General features: G+C 70.8%; 19 protein-coding genes. 9 read left to right on the top strand and 10 right to left on the bottom strand.

What is annotated here, in order from left to right; all coding sequences use genetic code 11:
• Window positions 1-184: 184 nt before the first annotated feature.
• The 5 genes from A4R43_RS01940 (at window position 185) to A4R43_RS01920 (ending at window position 5,956) form a co-directional block, all read left to right on the top strand.
• Complete coding sequence (locus A4R43_RS01940) at window positions 185-769, top strand: TetR/AcrR family transcriptional regulator (protein WP_113690691.1); 585 nt, start codon at window positions 185-187, stop codon at window positions 767-769.
• Window positions 766-1,944: an FAD-dependent monooxygenase gene (locus tag A4R43_RS01935; protein ID WP_113690690.1), complete on the top strand. Its 1,179-nt coding sequence runs from the start codon at window positions 766-768 to the stop codon at window positions 1,942-1,944. Before A4R43_RS01940 ends, A4R43_RS01935 begins: the two co-directional genes overlap by 4 nt.
• Window positions 1,945-1,951: 7 nt before the next feature.
• Window positions 1,952-2,464, top strand: coding sequence for a nitroreductase family deazaflavin-dependent oxidoreductase (locus A4R43_RS01930; RefSeq protein ID WP_113690689.1), 513 nt, complete (start codon window positions 1,952-1,954; stop codon window positions 2,462-2,464).
• A 129-nt stretch (window positions 2,465-2,593) separates the two neighbouring features.
• Window positions 2,594-5,026 (top strand): PEP/pyruvate-binding domain-containing protein, encoded by a 2,433-nt coding sequence (locus A4R43_RS01925; protein ID WP_236808713.1) that lies wholly within the window; start codon window positions 2,594-2,596, stop codon window positions 5,024-5,026.
• A 186-nt stretch (window positions 5,027-5,212) separates the two neighbouring features.
• Window positions 5,213-5,956 carry an alpha/beta fold hydrolase gene (locus A4R43_RS01920; protein WP_205215209.1) on the top strand — a complete coding sequence of 248 codons (744 nt, stop codon included), beginning with the start codon at window positions 5,213-5,215 and terminating at the stop codon, window positions 5,954-5,956.
• Window positions 5,957-6,270: 314 nt separating this feature from the next.
• On the opposite strand, the gene A4R43_RS01915 is transcribed toward A4R43_RS01920, so the two are convergent.
• Window positions 6,271-6,426, bottom strand: a complete 156-nt coding sequence (locus A4R43_RS01915; RefSeq protein ID WP_236808712.1) for an NAD-binding protein — start codon at window positions 6,424-6,426, stop codon at window positions 6,271-6,273.
• A 249-nt stretch (window positions 6,427-6,675) separates the two neighbouring features.
• Between A4R43_RS01915 and A4R43_RS01910 the strand changes: the two genes are divergently transcribed.
• Genes A4R43_RS01910 through A4R43_RS01900 form a run of 3 tightly spaced genes read left to right on the top strand, consistent with a single transcriptional unit; the run spans window position 6,676 to window position 9,365 of the window.
• Window positions 6,676-7,302, top strand: a complete 627-nt coding sequence (locus tag A4R43_RS01910) for an NAD-binding protein (RefSeq protein WP_113690685.1) — start codon at window positions 6,676-6,678, stop codon at window positions 7,300-7,302.
• A gap of 37 nt (window positions 7,303-7,339) precedes the next feature.
• Window positions 7,340-8,698: a TrkH family potassium uptake protein gene (locus A4R43_RS01905; protein WP_113690684.1), complete on the top strand. Its 1,359-nt coding sequence runs from the start codon at window positions 7,340-7,342 to the stop codon at window positions 8,696-8,698.
• A complete protein-coding gene (locus A4R43_RS01900; protein ID WP_205215208.1) occupies window positions 8,691-9,365 on the top strand; it encodes a potassium channel family protein in 675 nt (224 codons plus the stop codon). The genes A4R43_RS01905 and A4R43_RS01900 overlap by 8 nt, the downstream gene beginning before the upstream one ends.
• An 11-nt stretch (window positions 9,366-9,376) precedes the next feature.
• On the opposite strand, the gene A4R43_RS01895 is transcribed toward A4R43_RS01900, so the two are convergent.
• The 4 genes from A4R43_RS01895 to A4R43_RS01880 all read right to left on the bottom strand — a co-directional run bounded on the left by A4R43_RS01895 (window position 9,377) and on the right by A4R43_RS01880 (window position 12,768).
• Complete coding sequence (locus A4R43_RS01895; protein ID WP_162788267.1) at window positions 9,377-9,736, bottom strand: hypothetical protein; 360 nt, start codon at window positions 9,734-9,736, stop codon at window positions 9,377-9,379.
• Window positions 9,737-10,240: 504 nt separating this feature from the next.
• Window positions 10,241-10,537, bottom strand: a complete 297-nt coding sequence (locus A4R43_RS01890) for an ArsR/SmtB family transcription factor (RefSeq protein ID WP_113697286.1) — start codon at window positions 10,535-10,537, stop codon at window positions 10,241-10,243.
• Window positions 10,538-10,556: 19 nt separating this feature from the next.
• Window positions 10,557-11,981: an MFS transporter gene (locus A4R43_RS01885; RefSeq protein ID WP_113690682.1), complete on the bottom strand. Its 1,425-nt coding sequence runs from the start codon at window positions 11,979-11,981 to the stop codon at window positions 10,557-10,559.
• Window positions 11,982-12,177: 196 nt separating this feature from the next.
• Window positions 12,178-12,768, bottom strand: coding sequence for an isochorismatase family protein (locus A4R43_RS01880; RefSeq protein ID WP_113690681.1), 591 nt, complete (start codon window positions 12,766-12,768; stop codon window positions 12,178-12,180).
• A 113-nt stretch (window positions 12,769-12,881) separates the two neighbouring features.
• Between A4R43_RS01880 and A4R43_RS01875 the strand changes: the two genes are divergently transcribed.
• Window positions 12,882-13,865 carry a GlxA family transcriptional regulator gene (locus tag A4R43_RS01875; protein WP_113690680.1) on the top strand — a complete coding sequence of 328 codons (984 nt, stop codon included), beginning with the start codon at window positions 12,882-12,884 and terminating at the stop codon, window positions 13,863-13,865.
• 56 nt (window positions 13,866-13,921) lie between these two features.
• On the opposite strand, the gene A4R43_RS01870 is transcribed toward A4R43_RS01875, so the two are convergent.
• The 5 genes from A4R43_RS01870 to A4R43_RS01850 form a co-directional block, all read right to left on the bottom strand.
• Complete coding sequence (locus A4R43_RS01870; protein ID WP_113690679.1) at window positions 13,922-14,239, bottom strand: hypothetical protein; 318 nt, start codon at window positions 14,237-14,239, stop codon at window positions 13,922-13,924.
• A gap of 64 nt (window positions 14,240-14,303) precedes the next feature.
• Window positions 14,304-14,615 carry a winged helix-turn-helix transcriptional regulator gene (locus tag A4R43_RS01865; protein ID WP_113690678.1) on the bottom strand — a complete coding sequence of 104 codons (312 nt, stop codon included), beginning with the start codon at window positions 14,613-14,615 and terminating at the stop codon, window positions 14,304-14,306.
• Window positions 14,616-14,829: 214 nt separating this feature from the next.
• Entirely contained in the window at window positions 14,830-15,336 is a 507-nt protein-coding gene (locus A4R43_RS01860; RefSeq protein WP_205215207.1) for a carboxymuconolactone decarboxylase family protein, read from the bottom strand.
• Between the two features lie 82 nt (window positions 15,337-15,418).
• Complete coding sequence (locus A4R43_RS01855; protein WP_113690677.1) at window positions 15,419-16,843, bottom strand: MFS transporter; 1,425 nt, start codon at window positions 16,841-16,843, stop codon at window positions 15,419-15,421.
• The gene (locus tag A4R43_RS01850; protein ID WP_113690676.1) at window positions 16,843-18,003 is read right to left on the bottom strand and encodes a serine hydrolase domain-containing protein; all 1,161 of its coding nucleotides are present in this window, start codon (window positions 18,001-18,003) and stop codon (window positions 16,843-16,845) included. The genes A4R43_RS01855 and A4R43_RS01850 overlap by 1 nt, the downstream gene beginning before the upstream one ends.
• Window positions 18,004-18,018: the final 15 nt, after the last annotated feature.

Below are 18,018 nucleotides of genomic sequence, written 5' to 3'. Positions count from 1 at the left end.
AGCGCAGCGTCCCCGGCCGCGGGATGCGGTACGACCCGCACGGGTTTGCCGTGGCGAGCTGCGGAGTACTCAACGGACTCCCGCCAAGCCTCGTGGGCAGGCCGGACCGCTGTTGCGCCGCGACCGGCGGACGCCCTACGGTTAGGGCAGTCGTACAGGACGATCGCCCTGGAGGTGGCGGACGATGGCTTCCCCAGCCGCGGAACGGGGCCGGGAGGTGCGCGAGCGACTACTGGCCGCCGCGGTCGAACTCATTCCCGAACGCGGCTGGCCCGCGGTGAGCACCCGGGTGCTCGCCGAACGCGCGGGGGTGACACCAAGCGTCGTGCACTACCACTTCTCCTCGATACCCGCGTTACTCCACGAGGCGGTGATCGGCCGCATGCGCGCAGTACTGTCCGAAGTGGACAAAGCGCTCGACGGTGCGGGCACCCCGGCCGCGGCGGTCGAAGGGATCCTCGCGTCCCTGGACCAGTACTCCGGCGGCGACCAGACGTCGCTGCTGTTCATCGAGGCATACCTGGCGGCGACCAGGGACGACGAACTCCGCGAGCGGATCGCCGCGGTGGCCGGGGAGTTCCGGCAGCGGTTCGGTCGATGGCTGGGCGAACACGGGGTGCCCGCGGCCGCGGAGACCGCGGCCGTGGTGATGGCATCGGTCGATGGGCTGCTCTTGCACCGCGGGCTGGGCTCGGACCCGGACACGGCGCAACTGGCGACCGTGCTGCGCCGGCTCACCACGACCGCGAGCAAGGAGCCGCCGCGATGAAGGCGGTGATCTGCGGCGCCGGGATCGCCGGGCTCACGCTGGCGGGCCGGCTGTCGGACCTCGGCGGCGAGGTCGTGCTGCTGGAACGCGCGCCGGGGCCCCGGACGCACGGGTACATGATCGACTTCTTCGGGCCCGGTTACGATGCCGCCGAATCGATGGGCCTGCTCCCCGCGCTCGAAGGTGTGGCGCACCCGGTCGAGGAGGCTTGGTACGTCGACGCGGACGGGCGGCGCCGCGCCACCGTACGCCCCGGCCTGTTCGCCCACGGCCCGCTGCTGAACCTCATGCGACCCGACCTGGAGCGCGTGTTGCGCGACCAGTTACCGGACACGGTCGACCAGCGCTTCGGCGTCAGCCCGGTCGCCGTCGCCGAGCGCGGTGACCACGTGCGGATCACCCTCGACGACAACACGGATCTGGAGGCCGACCTCCTGGTCGGCGCCGATGGCATCCACTCCACCGTCCGGCGGCTGGTCTTCGGGGACGAATCCCGGTTCCTCCGTTATCTCGGCTTCCACACCGCGGCCTACACCTTCGACTCCCCCGCGATCAGCGCCGCGGTCGCCGGGCGGGCATGCCTGACCGACACCATGGGCAGCCAGATGGGCTTCTACGCCCTACCGGCTGGCCGCGTCGCCACCTTCGGCGTGCACCGGGCCCCGGATCCGAGCCTGCCGGACGACACCCGCGCTGCCGTGCTCGACGCCTACGCCGAGCTGGGTTGGCTGGTACCCGAAGCACTCGATCGGTGCCCGCCGTCCACCGAGCTCTACTACGACCAAGTCGCCCAGATCGAGATGCCCCGCTGGAGCAGCGGACACGTCGTGCTGGTCGGCGACGCGTGCCATGCCGTGTCCCTGCTGGCCGGACAAGGCGCCTCGCTGGGCGTCGCCGGTGCGTATCTGCTCGCCGACCGGCTGGCCGGAGCACGGCCGATCAGCCAGGGGCTGCTGGAGTACGAAAGGCTTTGGCGCCCGGTAGCCGAGGAGAAGCAGAAGACCGGCCGTGCTGCCGCACGCTGGTTCCTGCCGGATTCCGCGTGGCAACTCCCCGTGCGCCGAGCAGCGCTGCGAACGACACACGTGCCGTTGCTCAACCGCCTGATAGCGGCGAGCGTGGCCGGGAAACCCACCACGCTCATCCGGAACCTCCCTACCGCCAGCAAGAAGTGAGGATGCTTTGGCACGGTTCGACAACCGGCCGACCGGGCTGCTGCGGACCGCGTTCCGCGCCCCCGTCTGGCTCTACCGCCTGCGCCTGGGCTGGCTGCTCGGACATCGGTTTGTCTACCTGGCCCACCGCGGGCGCCGCAGCGGACTACGACGCGAAACCGTTCTGGAAGTCGTGGACCTCGGTACCGCCGAAGTTTTTGTGGTCTCCGGCTACGGCGAACGCGCCGACTGGTACCGCAACCTACTGGCCGCGCCCCCGCTGGAAATCCGGCTCGGTGGCCACCGCTACCGGCAGCCACCGCAGCGGTTCCTCACCCGCGATCAGATCGTGGAGCTGCTCACGCGCTACCGTCGGCAGCACCCGCGCACCTGGCGCCGCCTGGCGTCCGCACTCGGTCTGCCCACCGACGGTCAGCTCGACGACGCCGCGGAACGGCTTCGCTCCGTCGCGTTCACCATCCGGGCACCCACTCGCTCCATCACCCGCCCGGGCGGCTGGCTTCGGAGCCGAATGCCGTGACACCGGGGACCGCGAGGAGTACGGTTTCCGCAGGTGCGCCGGGAAGCCTGGTCGGCAGTTGTGACGACCGCCTGCCGACAAAGAGGTCCCGGAATGCACGTGATACCCCTGCCTGAAATCGATTCTTCGATGCTCGCCATGGTGGGCGGCAAGGCCGCCGGGCTCGGTGAGCTGGTCCGCGCCGGTGAGCGGGTCCCGGACGGCTTCTGCCTGACCGTCGATGCCCTGGCCGCTGGGGACATTCCCGAGCGCGAGCTGCTGGAGGCTTACCGGCGGCTCGGCGGTGGCCGGGTCGCCGTCCGCTCGAGTGCCACCGCGGAGGACCTGCCGGGGGCGAGCTTCGCCGGTCAGCAGGACACTTTCCTCAACGTGGACGGAGAAGGGCCGCTCGTCAATGCCGTCCGCGACTGCTGGAAGTCGCTGTACTCCGAGCGCGCGGTGGCCTACCGCGCGACGGCGGGCATCGAGGACGCCGCGATGGCGGTGGTGGTCCAGCGGATGGTCGACCCCGTGGTGGCCGGTGTGCTGTTCACCGCCAACCCGATCACCGGGTGCCGCACCGAAATGGTCGTCGACGCCGCACCCGGGCTGGGGACCGCGATCGTGGACGGCACGGTCGTGCCCGACCACTACGTCCTCGCCCACCACTCCCCCGCCACCGCCCGGAACGGCTGGCTCGACGCGCACCAGCTCGACCAGCTCCGCGAGGCCGGTGCGCGGTTGCAGCGGCATTTCGGTGCCCCGCAGGACATCGAGTGGGCGATCGACGCGGACGGTGTCCTGTGGCTGCTGCAGTCGAGGCCGGTCACCACCCTGTTCCCGCTGCCGCCGGACACCGGCGAAACCCGGCTGTACCTCGAATTCGGCCACATCCAGGGCATGCTGCGGCCGTGCACGCCGATGGGCGTCTCGCTGCTCAAAACCGGTGCGGCGATGTGGTTCCACGCCCACGGTGTCCGGGACGCCCTGCGTGATCCGCTGCCCCGGCTCACGCCCATCGGCGGGCGGCTCTACTTCGACCTGACCGACTTCGTCCGCAGCAAGTTCCTGCGCAAACGCCTGCGGACCTCGCTCGAGGTCTACGGGCCGCGGGTACGAGCCGCGGTCGAGCGGGCGATGGACGACCCGCGCTTCACGCCGCGGCGCGGCGTGCCGTTCCGCCTGGGCAACACGATCCGGGTCACCGCGAAGCTGACGCCGAGCCTGCTCGGCGGCCTCGTGTCGAGCCTGGCGCGCCCGGACGCCGCCCGTGCCCGTGCCTACCGCGCGGTGGCCGAGATCCGCCACCGGACCACGCCACCACCGGAACCCGCCACCGCGCTGACCAGGCTGACGTGGGTCGCCGAGGAATCGCACGGGGTGGTGATGGGCAACGGCATGCTCGGGCTGCTGGGCCCGCTGACGGCGGGCATCGTGTCCGGCACGGCACCGTCGGCGCTGCTCGACGGGATTGCTTCGCCCGAAGAACTCGACGTCGTGCTCGGTGGCATGCCGTTCAACGTGACCACCGAGATGGACCTGGCCCTGTGGCGGCTCGCGGTGAACGCGGCCGGACACCGCGAGCTGTTCCTCGGGCTGTCCCCGGACGAACTCACCGCGAAGTACCGGGCAGGCGAACTACCGGACATCGGCATGGCCGGGTTCCTGGCGCAGTACGGCATGCGCGCGGCGGCCGAAATCGACGTCGGCATGCCCCGCTGGGAGGAAGATCCCACGCCGCTGTGGGCCACCATCGCCAACTACCTCCGCGTGGACGCCCCCGAGCAGGCACCGGACCGGCGGTTCCGCCAGGCCGCGGCGAAGGCGGAGGCCATGATCGAGGAACTCGCCCGGCGCACGCGTCGCACGCGGCCGGTGCGCGGCAGGGTCGCGGTGTTCCTGATGCGCCGGTCACGTCGCCTCACCGGACTCCGCGAGATCGGGAAGTTCGCCTGGCTGCCCGCACTCCAACTGTCACGGCGGCAACTGCTGCTCGCCGGTGAGGAACTCGTCGCGCGGGGGCTGCTCACGCGCGCCGACGACGTCATGTTCCTCGACCTCCAGGAAGCGATCTCCGCCGCACGCGACGGGACCGACTACCGCGACCTGGTCGCCACCCGGCGCGCGGAGCACGAGCGTGAACTCCGCCGCCCGACCGTGCCGGGTGCCCTGCTTTCCGACGGCACCGACGTCGAGACGCTCGCCCCGGCGGGCCCGGCCGAGGACGGGGTGCTCACCGGGATGGCCGGTGCCGCGGGCCGGGCGACCGGCCGGGCACGCGTGATCCTCGACCCCGCCGACGCGCACATCGAACCCGGGGAAATCCTGGTCGCCCCGACCACCGATCCCGGCTGGACCCCGCTGTTCCTGACCACCGCCGGCCTGGTCACCGAAACCGGCTCGCCGGTGGCCCACGGCCCCACCGTGGCCAGGGAATACGGCATTCCGGCGGTGATCTGCGTCCGCGGCGCCACCCGCGAGATCAAAACCGGGCAGCTGATCACCATCGACGGCGGCGCTGGCACCGTCCGCATCGACGAGCCGGCGGACCACTCCGCCGCGGCCAGCGGCCGGAACCCGTAGGGTGGGCACCGGTGTGCCGGGAAGCCTGGTCGGCGATTGTCCACTTTCGACAGTTCTGGAGAACCCGTGGCACCCAGTGGAAAACGCCGGCCTGCGTCGATCTACCGGACACCAGCGGGCCGGGAAGCGATCACCGAGTGGTGTACCGACCGCCTCGCGAACTGGCCCGTCACACACGAACGCCGGGTGATCACCGCGCACGGCGCACCCACCCACCTGGTCGTCGCCGGTGGCGGCGAAAGCACCGTGGTGGTGCTGCCAGGGACCAACTTCAGCGCGGGCGCCTACCTCCCCCTGGCCGCCGAGCTGGCGTCGCGCTGCCGGGTCGTCGTGGCCGACCTGCCCGGCCAACCCGGGCTCAGCAGCGGTGATCGCATGCCCGCCGCAGGCCGGCTGGCGTGGTACGGGCGCTGGCTGACCGACGTGGTGGCCCAGTTCGCGGCGGGTCCGGTGACCGTCGTCGGGCACTCACTGGGAGCGGCGATCACGCTGGCGGCCGACTCCGGCCACGTCCGGCACCAGGTGCTGGTCTCCCCGGGTGGGCTGGTCCGGCTGCGGATCACGCCCGCGGTGCTGCTGGCCTCGGTGGCCTGGCTGGTCCGGCGAAGTCCGGGATCGAGCGCACGGCTCCTCCGGCTCATGCACAGCCACCACCACCACGTCCCGCGGCCCGAGCTCGTTGAGTGGATGACGCTGGTCGCGCGCCACGTCCGCTCGAGCACCGACCCAGGCCACGCCACCATCGCCCGGCACGACGTCGCCCGCACCGTCGCGGTCGGCGATGCCGACGTGTTCCTTCCCCGCCACCGGCTCGCCCCCGCTGCGCGGGAAGCGCTGGGCGCCCGGCTCGAGATCGTCGACTCGGCTGGGCACCTCGTGGTCGACGAGCACCCGGCGCTCGTCGCCGAACTGGCTACCGGCGCGGGGTGAGGGCGCTACCGGTGCCCGCCAGCCCAGCGTGGTTTCCGCGGCTTCTTCGACCATGGCGGACATGGTGGACAGGTAGGTCGCGGTGCTGTGGTTGTCGTCGAGGTGGCGCAGCACGTCACTGAAGTCCAAAAAGGACATTCGGGGCCACTGCGCCACGAATCCGGGTGGGACGTGCTCGGTGACGCCGACGCGGACCAGGCGACCAGTGCGGGCCAGAACGTGGGCACCACACCGAACGCCAGCCGCCACCGCGAGTCCACAAAGGACGGAACCAGCGGCGGCGGTAGACGTGCTGCTCTCTTCACGGACGGCGGTCACCACTTCGCGGCCGGACACGTTCCGCGGAGCAGCATCGTGATCAGCACGGCCGCCTGGTCGTCTCCCACCGCGACCACCGCGCGGCCGACCGGCCCGCGCATCGCCATCGCCAGCACCTGGCGGTCGGTGCCGTCGCCCAGAACCGCCCGCAACCCGGTACCGGTGGCTCGTTCGACGGCGTCCGGGCAGCGGTCGACGACGGCGATAGCTCACCCCTGCGCCCCGGCCTCCGGCGTGTCCGTAGGTGCGCGCCCATCGATGGAGGGACCACCACGGTTCCTAACGGGAAATTGACGACGGCGGCGGTCCCGATCCGGCTCACCGTGCCGACGGCGTTAAGAAAACGTCAACGGGCGCGTCGGGGGCGGTCCGGCCATCGGGTGATATGTGAACTTTGACCTGTGGATCAACTCGCGCCGATCATCGCCGTGCTCGGCTATGGCCGCACCGGCGCTTCGGCGGTCGCGGCCCTGACGGCCGAGGCCGCCGATCGACCCGGCCCGCTGGTCGTGCTGGAGCGGCGCGCCGACCGGCTGGCCGCGGCAGCGGCGGCCGGCGTGCGGGCGGTCGCCGCTGAAGCGAGCGATGCCGCGGTGCTGCGCCGGTCCGGGATACCGCGGGCGGCCGCCGTGGTGATCACCTGCATGAACGACGCCACCGCACTGGAGTTGACCGGGCTCATCCGCCACCTGACCGCCGCGGCGAAGCTGGTGGTCGCCGCGCGGGCACCCGGCCAGGTCGCGGTGTTGCGACGCGCCGGAGCGGACCTGGCCGTGGTCGCCACACGAGCCGCCGGTGAGCTGGTCGCGCCGGCCGCGACCGGGCTGGACCTCGCCCGTGCCACCCGCCTGCTGCTCTCCGGAGACGAGCGCGAACGCCGCCCCGGACCGGACGAAGTCGGCGTGCCGGTGCAGCGGTGCGGCCCTACGGTGGTGGCGGTGCGGCGTGCCGGTGTGCGCCACTGGTGGAACGACCCCGCCGCGAGCACCGTGCGAGCCGACGACGTGCTGATCAGCTGGGTGGAGTGAACGTGGCTTACCTGCGGCCTGCCGCTCCGGTGGCGCCGTGATCAGGCGGCAACCCCGGCGGATCCAGTCCGGCCTCGGCCACCCGGCACGCCTGGTCGTGCTCGGCTTCGGCGCGGCCGTGCTGATCGGCACGGTGCTCCTGATGCTGCCCGTTGCCACTGAAACCGGCGACTCGACGGGCTTCGTGGCCGCGTTGTTCACCGCTACCTCGGCGGTGTGCGTCACCGGCCTGGTCGTGGTGGACACCGCCACCCACTGGTCCACCTTCGGTGAACTGGTGGTGCTGGGCCTGATCCAGGTGGGCGGGCTCGGCATCATGACCCTGGCCTCGCTGCTGGGCCTGCTCGTCGCCCGCCGCATGGGACTGCGGATGCAGCTGACCGCGCAAGCCGAAACCAAGGCCCTCGGCCTGGGCGAGGTGCGCGGTGTTGTGCTCCGGGTGGTGGCCGTGAGCGTGGCGGTCGAGCTGGTCACCGCGATCGTGCTGACCGCCAGGTTCGCCTCCGGTTACGACATGCCGTGGGGCCGCGCGGTCTACGAGGGCGTCTTCCACGCGATCTCGGCGTTCAACAACGCCGGCTTCGCCCTCTACGCCACCAGCCTCACCCCCTACGCCGTCGATCCGTGGATCACCGTGCCGATCATGCTCGCGCTGATCACCGGCGGCCTCGGCTTCCCGGTGCTGTTCGAGATCGGGCGCCGCCTGCGCGGCCGGTTGCGGCGCTGGACGCTGCACGCGCGCATCACCCTGGCCACCTACGCCGCGCTGACCGTGCTCGGCATCGTGGTGATCACCGCGATCGAATGGTCCAATCCGGACACGCTCGGCCCGATGGGGCTGGGTGACAAGCTGCTGGTCGGGGCGTTCCACGGGGTCAGCCCGCGCACCGCCGGGTTCAACACCCTCGACGTGGCGCAGCTGAGCCCGGCGGCGCTGCTGGTCACCGACTTCCTGATGTTCATCGGCGGCGGCAGCGCCGGCACCGCGGGCGGGATCAAGGTGACCACCTTCGCCCTGCTGGCCTTTGTCATCGTCGCCGAGATCCGCGGTGAACCCAGCGTGCACGTGATGGGCAGGCGGCTCTCGGCCGAAGTCCAGCGCCAGGCCCTCACCGTCGCCCTGCTCGGCGTGGGCGCGGTCGCCGCCGCGACCCTCGGGCTGCTGCTGATCACCGGGCTGCCGCTGGACGCGGTGCTCTTCGAGTCCGTGTCCGCGTTCGGCACCGTCGGCCTGTCCACCGGCATCACCGCCGCCATCCAGCCGAGCGGGCAGCTGCTGCTGGTGGGCTTGATGTTCCTGGGCAGGCTCGGGCCGATCACCCTGGCCGCCGCGCTGGCGCTGCGCGAACGCGCACGCCGCTACGAACTACCCGAGGAGCGACCCATCGTTGGCTGACCACAATTCCACTCCCCGTCCCGGCCGCGTCGTCGTGATCGGCCTCGGCCGGTTCGGCAGCTCGCTGGCCCGTGAACTGACCGCGCACGGCTCCCAGGTGCTGGGCATCGACTCGCGGGCCGCACTCGTGCAGCGCTACGCCGACGACCTCACCCACTCCGCGGTCGCCGACACCACCGACGAAACCGCGCTGCGCCAGCTCGGCGTCCCGGACTTCCAGCGTGCCGTGGTGGCCATCGGCACCGATCTCGAGGCCAGCATCCTGACCACCGCCCTGCTGGTCGACTTCGGGATCCCGCACATCTGGGCCAAGGCGACCAGCCGCCAGCACGGCCGCATCCTCGAACGGATGGGCGCCCACCACGTCGTGCTGCCCGAGCACGAGATGGGCGAACGCGTCGCGCACCTGGTCACCGGCCGCATGCTGGACTACATCGAGTTCGAAGACGACTACGCCATGGTCAAAACGCTCGCCCCGGCCGGCGCCATCGGTGTCCCGCTCGGTGAAAGCAGGCTGCGCACCCAGCACGGGGTCACCGTGGTCGCCATCAAACGCCCCGGCCACGACTTCACCTACGCCACCGCCGACACCGTCGTCAAACGCGGTGACGTGCTGATCGTCGCCGGTCGCACCAGCGCGGTCGAAACCTTCGCCGATCTGTCCTGAACCCGGGCGGATCACCGAGCCTCCCGCCGTGGCGCGCGGACCGACCGCAGCAGCGACGCGAAGCCCGACGCGGTGAGCACGCACAAGGCAAGCACGGCGGCGGCCCGCCCGGATTCGGCCGTGAAGGTCAGTTCCGCGTGCTCGCCGAGCACAAAACCCGAATGCAGCGCCCAGCACACCGCCGCGGTCGCCACCGCCGCCCGCGCGGCCGTGACCATGGCGGTCGCATCGACCACCACGACCATCGCGACAAGCGAGACGACCGGCGCCTCCTTCGCACCGACGGCCACCGCCAGCGCCGTGCCCGCCGCGCCGAGCACCACACCAAGAGGGAAACCGAACCCCGCCGGAACAGGTGGAGCTGTCCGCATGCCACCCAGCCCAGCGCACACCAAAGCGCGGCGCGAGCGCCGTTGACACGCCCCGAACACCACCAGCGGCTTTCTTGACGAGTTCTTGGCACCACCCGCAGGTTGGAATACCGACGATATGCATTGCAAACGTGGCATCTTTGTAGTCGAGGTGCGTCGAGGGGTGGGCGCCGTCGATGCTGATAGCGAACGTGCCCGCCTCCACCGTGTGCGTGGTGGCGGAGTCGAGGGCGTCGGTTTCCTCGGCGTCGAGCAAGGCCACCGCCATGCCGAACCCATCGGCAGGGACGCCATGAGCCGTCGTGCGGCTCCGAGCACCCACCACAGCGGCGCCAAGCGTTATCCGCGCCTACGTTCGGCTCGAACGGCCTCAACAAGCGCGCGCGAACGAGCCGACATCGACTGCGGCGTCGTGCCTTGCGCCGATCGCGCCTGTTCAGCGCGAAGTCCAGTTGCTCACCCGCACCGCCCGCGCGAGCGGGTGGTGGCCCGTGTTAACCCCTGTTACTCCTGAGTTGCGAGGATGCTGTCAAGCAGTCCGGGGAACCGCTCATCGAGGTCGTCGCGGCGCAGCGAAAGCAGGTTCTCGCGTCCCGAGGGGCGCTGGTTGATGACTCCCGCGTCTCGTAGCACCTTCCAGTGGTGCGTGAGCGTGGACTTGGAGATGCCGTCCACGATCCCGCCGCAGCGGTGCTCGTCGTCATCGGCGAGCACGCGCACGATCTGCAGCCGCACCGGATGGCCGAGCGCGGTGAGCACGTCGGGGAGCTGCATGTCGCCGGTTCGGATCGTCACCGCCATGAAGCCGATCATACCCATTCTACGGTTCTGCTAGTTCTGACGAACTATCCGTCGGGACGAGCGCCGCCGCCACGACCGCGATGATCGCGATCCCGGCGGTCGCGGCGACGATCGCGGCCCGCGAACCCGCGGTGATCGCCTCCTTGCTCGCGCCCTCGGCCACCGCCGCGCTGATGGCCACGCAGATCGCCAGACCGATGGCGTTGCCGGTGTTCTGGGTGGTCGAGCCGATACCCGAGGCGATGCCCTGTTCGTGGTCGGCCACGCCGGTGCCGACCGCGGCCCACATCGCGGTCCAGACGATGCCCTGCCCGAGCCCGGAGAGCACGATGCCCGGCGTCATCGACCACAGGTTCCCCGTCGCGGTCGCCTCCAGCGCCCACCACGCGGTGCCCGCGATGCCGAGCACCGAACCGGCGAGCAGAGCGGCACGTGCTCCGCGGCTGGTCGTGAGCTTGCCACCGGCCTGGGTGCCGAGGAGGATCGCCGCCGAGGGGATCAGGAACGCGAGCCCTGTCTGCAAGGGCGTGAACGCGTGCACGTCCTGCAAGAGCACGGTCAGGAAGTACGGCAGCGCACCGAACGAGCCCATGTAGAGGAACGTGGTCGCGGCCCCGCCCACGGTGAAGCGGTTACCGAACAACCGGAACGGGATCAACGGGTCCGGCGCCCTGCGCTCGATGAGCAGGAACGCGACGAAGAAGGCCACCGCGAGGATCGCGGTCGTCACGATCGTCGCGTTCGCCCAGCCGGTCTCCGGCCCCTGCACCAGGGTGAACACGATGAGCGTCGCCGCGGCCGTGATGGTGAGACCACCAGGCAAGTCGAAACGGCGCTTCGCGGCCTGGGGCGGATCGTGCGGGATCAGCTTCCACGCCGCCAACGCGACGATCCCGGCCAAGGGCACATTGACGTAGAACACCGCCGGCCAGCCAAAAGCGCCGGTGAGCACACCACCGGCGAGCGACCCGATCGTCAGCCCCGAGGCGCCCGCACCACCCCAGACCGCGAGCGCCCGGTTGCGGGCCGCGCCCTCGGCGTAAAGCCGGTTCAGCAGCGACAGCGTCGCCGGGAACAGCATGGCGCCGCCGATGCCCTGGAACACACGGGCCGCGATCAGCACCTCCGGAGCCCAGGCCAGACCGCCCAGCAGCGAGGAGGTCGCGTACACCCACAACGCGGCGATGAACACGCGCCGCTGACCGAGCACGTCGGCCGCACGGCCACCGAACAGCATGAACCCGCCCATGAACACGACATAGGCCGAGACGACCCACTGCAAGGTCTGCCCGTCGAAGCCCAGACCGGAGCCGATCTCCGGCAGCGCGACGAAGACGATGTTGATGTCGAGCGAGATGATCAACTGCGCCGTCGCCAGCAGCGCGAGCGTCCACCCCGTTGCCCGGCCAGCCGCGCTCACCGCGCGCTCTGATGCCTGCCGCATCCGTTCGTGCCTCCTAGTCCAATCGAACAATAGGACTAGAGTACGCGAACAATAGTTCTGAGTCGAGCCCCGCCTCGCAGTCACCTCCACCGCGTGGCCCGAGGTCGCCTGAGCACGTCACCGACGCACGAGCGTGCCGGCCTGGACCACGAGAGCAACCGTCGCACCGTGCCCGGCAACTGCTCCTCGAACCGGATCAGTGAAGCTCGGCCGCCGTCCGGACGACGACGCCGTAGAGGTCGCCGATCGTCGCCAGTGCGCTGTTGTGCAGCTGCTCGGCCGAGACCCGGGCGACCGCGGTCTCCAGTGGCCGGGTCGCTGAGGCGTCGGCGACGACAGTGGGCTTCTTACCGGCCAGGAACGTGCCCTCGGCCGTGAACTGGACGCACATGTTGGTCATGAACCCGGCGATGACGACGTCGTCGTTGCCGGCGGCCTCGACGAGCTCGCCGAGGTTCGTCCCGACGTAGGCGTTCGGCGCGCCCTTGACGACGACCGCCTCGCCCGCGGCGGGCGCCACCCGGGGATGGATCTGGCCGATCTCGGCGGTGATGTCATACGGGCTGCCCTCGCCGCCGTCGTTGACGATGTGGATGACCGTCGAGCCGGCGTCACGGGCGCGGGCGAGCAGGTCCGCGGCGGCCTCGAGCGCGGATTCCCAGCCCTCGAGCTCCATCACACCGGTGGTGTAGGTGTTCTGGTAGTCGACGAGGACGACGGTCGCGTCCTTGAGGGTCGCGGGGGTGTTGTCGAAGCCGTTGAGCTCACGCAGTGTCGTGCGTGCCATGAGGGTCCTCTTTCTCGTGCGTGAACGATGCGTCATCGACGCTAAGAGCACGCTGCGGTGTCGGCAATGTCATGTAACCTGCAAATACCGACATAGGCTGAACGAGGGCGGGCATGATCGAGCGACTGGTGGTTGTGGTGCTCTTCGAGCGGGTCGACCTGCTCGACGTCACCGGCCCGCCCGAGGTCTTCTCGCTGCTGCAGCGGGAGATGGACGAGCCAACCGGGTACGAGGTGCTGCTCGCTGCCGAGACGATGGACCCGGTGACGACTTCGGCCGGGGTGCGGATCCTGCCGGACACCACGTTCGACGAGGTCGCCGGGAGAACGATCGACACCCTCGTCGTGCCCGGCGCGGTCGAGGTCGACACCCAGCGCCGGGTCACCGCCCTCGTCGATCCGGGCGTCGTCGACCGGGTCCGCGCGCTGGCCCCGAGAACGAGGCGGGTGGCGTCGGTGTGCGTCGGCGCGCACGTGCTCGCCGGTGCCGGGCTGCTCGACGGCAAGCGGGCCACGACGCATTGGTCGACGGCCGGCCAGCTCGCGGCGGAGCACCCGGAGATCGACGTCGACCCCGACCCGATCTTCATCCGCGAGGGGAACGTGTGGACGGGAGCGGGACTGACGGCATGCCTCGACCTCGCCCTCGCCCTGGTCGCTGAGGACTTCGGGCAGAAGCTCGCCCTGCGGGTCGCGCGGCAGCTGGTCATGTACCTCAAGCGGCCGAGCGGACAGAGCCAGTTCAGCGTCCCGCTCGAGCCGGTCTCGACCACGAGACGGGTCGAGGAGCTGCGGCACTACGTCGCCGCGCACGCGGCGGAACCGATCACGGTCGCCGACCTCGCGGCACACATCCACGTGGGAGACCGTCAGGTCACGCGCATCTTCAAGACCGAGCTCGGCACGACGCCGGCCGCGTACATCGAGCAGGCTCGCGTCGAGCTCGCGAGGAACCACCTCGAGACCACCGACGACACGCTCGACCGGGTGGCGGCCGCCTGCGGCTTCGGCACCGTCGACACCCTGGCCCGCGCGTTCCGCCGCTCCCTCGGCGTCACGCCGGGCGACTACCGGGAGCGGTTTCGGATCCGTTCCTGACCTGCGCCCGGGTGTCCTCTTTGGACTTCCTGTCCCACGGAAAACCGCGGGGACGGTCAGGCCGCGTCTCGGCCGAAGAGCGTCCGGAACGTCCGGCGTGTCCGGGGTTGTGGACGGGCGAGTGCGTGCTGACCACTGGTACGGGTCTGGTCGTCGTCGGCGGGGTCGTGGGCCGCTGGGCTGGGGCCGGAGTTCTCGCGGTGCTGCCGGTGTACCGCGATCAGCAGCACGAAGCCCGCGACGATGATGCCGTGCGACACCACGCGGTCCACCGTCACCGCGCCGTTGACCAGGTCGATGCCGGAAACCACGCCGAGCAGGACGAGGAAGCCCGCGAGGGCGGGCACCAGCCCGAAGGCGGCTGCCGGGCGCACCGCCGCCCAGAGCAGCCCGGGAGTTCTCGGGTACGCCGATGATGAGGAGAAGCCGCCATTCACCTCAACGTAACCAACGTGCCCGAGTGGTCCACCTCACGCCTTGGATGGACTCGGGCGTCCCGTTCCCCGGCGGCAACGCCCGCAAGCTTTTCGGTCTCTGATTCGCCTTGGCCGCGTCGTATGTTTCCCGCGCCGCGAGCGCGGTCAGCTCGTATTCGACCCTGGGCGGCAGCTCGGCGTGAACGTGGCGCGCGACGAGTCCGTCGCGTTCCAGATCCCGCAGGGTGTCGGTGAGGACCTTCCCGCTGATTCCCTCGACCGTGGTGCGCAGGTCGCCGAAGCGCATCCGCCCGTCGCTGAGCGCGAGCCGCATCACCTCGAACCAGGTCAGCGGGAGCTCGCAGGCCGCACGCAGTGCCGCGTCGATGGCCTCCCACAGCGCGATTCCGGTCGAAACGTGAATTCAGCGCCGGAGCGGGCGGCATCAGGTAGGCGGGGTTCGTCATTCGCGCCGCGGGTTGAGGTGGTCGACCATCGTCCGGGGGAGGACACGGTTGCCGTGTCCTCCCCCGGAGTTGTTTGCGGGGTTACTGCCGCCACTGCTCCGCGGACGACACACCCGGGAGCGGCTTGCCGATGAGGGCGAGGGGGATGAAGAAGCCGATCTGGCCGATCGCCATGGCGAGGGTGGCGATCGCCTTGTCGTCGTAGTGCTGCGCGGCCTGGGCGGACAGCTCGTCGGAGACCCGCTCGCCGTGCGGGTTCGGGGTGAGGACGGCCTCGACGAGCGCCAGTGCGACACGTTCGGCGTCGGTGAAGTAAGGCGCGTCCCGCCAGGACGCCACGGCGGTGATGCGCTCCTCGGACTCCCCGGCCTTGCGGAGGTTGCCGGTGTGCAGAACGGTCAGGTAGGTGTTGCCGACGAGCTGACCGGCGCGCAACTGCACCAGGCTGATCGTGGCCTGCGGGATCGACCCGTTCCCGGTCGCTTTGAACAGGGCTGCGCCGATTTCGCCCAGCTCGGGGATGAGCACGGCGGGGTTGGGCAGTCGCGAGTGGAGGGTTTCCCGCTGGGTCGTCGTGGTGGTGTTCATGGTGGTCTCCGTTTCCGGTTTCAGTTGGTGTGCCGGTACTTTGACGGCTGGCGCGTGGCGGATGTGACCGCGCTGGCGTGCTTCACACGGGGTGCTGCGGGCGGTTCTGGCTTGCCGGTCGCAGGAGCACCACGGCGGCGAGGATCGCGGCCAGGTAGAAGGCGCCCGCGCCGAGCAGGCCGGTGGTGTACCCGCTGGTGAGTGCTTCCGGCTCCGGTGTGCCGCCCGGCTGGCTCGTCGTGACGGTGAGGGCGGTGGTGGCCAGGATCGCCAGGCCCAGCGCGCCGCCGACCTGCTGGGTGGTGTTGATGAGTCCGGAGGCGATGCCGGAATCCCGCGGGGCGACTCCCCGCACGCCGCTGATCGTCGCCGCGACGAAGCCGATGCCCAGGCCGACACCGGCGACCAGTTGGGCGGGCAGCAGGGTGACGAGGGCGTTCTGGTCCGGGGTGAGCAGGCTGAACCAGCCCATCGCCAGTGCGGCCACCGTCATGCCGGTCGCCAGCACGTTCCGCACCGGGGCGCGGGCCTGCAGCCGCGGTCCGACCACGGCGGAGCCGAGGCCGATGCCGATCGCGAACGGCAGGTAGGCCAGCCCGGTGATCATCGGTGAATAGTGCTTGATGGACTGCATGTAGAGGGTGAGGAAGTAGAACGTGGCCAGTTGGCCCGCGCCCATGAGCAGCATGATCAGGTTGGCGCCGAGCCTGCCCCGGTCGGCCAGCACGCCGGCGGGCAGCATCGGGTTGCGGACGCGGCGCTGGACGGTCACGAACGCCAGGGCCAGCACGACGGCGATCGCGCCGACGGTGAGGGTGAGCCCGTCGCCGAGGCCGTCGGCCCCGGCCCGGTTGATCGCATAGACAAGCGAGCCGAGTGCGAGCGTCGCGGTGATCGCGCCGGGCAGATCGAGGCCGCCGCGTTCGCGGGTGCCGGGAACGATCGCGAGGGTCCCGATGAGCAGGAGGAGCACGAACGGGATGTTGATGAACATGATCCACCGCCAGCCCAGGTACTCGGTGAGCGCACCGCCGAGGAGCAGGCCGGCCACCGCGCCGAGGCCGCCCATCGCGCCGTAGACGCCGAGCGCCTTGTTGCGTTCCGGTCCGGCGGGGAAGGTGTCGGCGAGCAGCGACAGCGCGGCGGGGGCGATGATCGCGCCGCCCACGCCCTGCAGGACGCGCGCGGCGATCAGCATGGCACCGTCCTGGGCCACGCCGCCCAGCACGGAGGCCAGCAGGAAGACCACGAGGCCCGCCCGCAACAGCCGCCGACGGCCGAACAGGTCACCGGCGCGACCACCGGCCAGCAGCAATCCCCCGAACGCCAGCGCATACGAAGTGAGCACCCAGTCCAAATCGGACTCCGCGATGGACAGACCGGCCCCGATGTTGGGCAGGCCGACGGTGACGATGGTGCCGTCCATCACGATCAGCAGTTGCGCGGCGGCGATCACCAGCAGCGCCAGACCGCTCTTCTGGGAGCGGAGTTCGGTGTGTGAGGTCATCAGAGGTTCTTTCCGGAGGCGGTGGCCGCGCGGTGGACCGCGGCGGCGAGCCGGTCGTGTTCGGGGTAGGACCAGTTGAAGGAGAAGCGGCGCCGGGTGTAGCCGAAGGTGATGCCGCTGACGGGGTCGGCGAAGGCCTCCGAGCCCGCGGATCCGTTGTGCCCGAACGCGTTCGCGCTCAGGAACGGGTAACGCAGGCCCTTGGCCTGGAAGCCGAGCGCGTACTGTCCCGATGCGCCGGTGACGAGGTCGCCACCCGTGGAGTGCAGCATGGCGAACTCGCCGAGGGTGTCCGGTTTCAGCAGCGGCGGCCTGCCGTCGAGGCCGACGACCGCGGCCGCGTACATCCCGGCCAGCCCGCGGGCGTTGCCCACGCCGCCCGCGGAAGCCTGCCCGAGCGCGCGTACCCGCCGGGTGTTGACGAAGGCCACCTGGTCCAGGGGCGGCGTGGAGTTGAGGCCGTAGCCGATCCCGGTGATGCTCTGCGGACCGGGAACCGCCGCCCAGAACGCCGCGAGTTCCTCCGGACTGGCCTGCCCCGGCAGGATCTCCCGGTAGCGGGACTCCAGTGCCTCCGGCAGGCCGAGGTGGAGGTCCAATTCGTACGGCGCGCGGATGCGTTCTTCGAAGATCTCCTGCAGCGAGCGGCCGGTGACCCGGCGGACCACTTCGCCCACGATCGCGAACGACACGAATCCGCCGTAGCCGTAGGCCGAACCCGGTTTCCAGTACGGGCGCTGCCCCGCGAGGCGACGGGCGATCACCCGGTCGTCGGCGAGTTCGTCGACGGTGAACCCGCCGTCGACGCCGATCACACCGGAACGGTGGGTGAGGACGTCCCGCAGGGTGATCCCGCCCTTGCCCGCCGCCGCGAACTCCGGCCAGTGCGCGGCGACAGGCTCGTCCAGCGCCAGCGTGCCGTCCTGCACCAGCAACGCCACCGCGAGGGTGGCGGCGCCCTTGGTCGAGGAGTAGACACCGGTCAGGGTTTCACCGCTCACCTCGTCCCCGGCCCACAGGTCGGCCACCTGCCTGCCGTGCACGAACGCCGCGAGCTGGGCACCGGCACCGGCGCCGTCCTCGGCGACCACGGCGGCGAACGCCTCGCCGACCGCCTCGAAACCCTCGGCGACAGTCCCCCGCACCTCGATCTTGTTCATTGGTTCCTGCTCCAT

The organism is Amycolatopsis albispora (assembly GCF_003312875.1).
Classification (GTDB): Bacteria; Actinomycetota; Actinomycetes; order Mycobacteriales; family Pseudonocardiaceae; genus Amycolatopsis; species Amycolatopsis albispora.
This window is presented reverse-complemented; position numbering and strand designations above follow the sequence as displayed.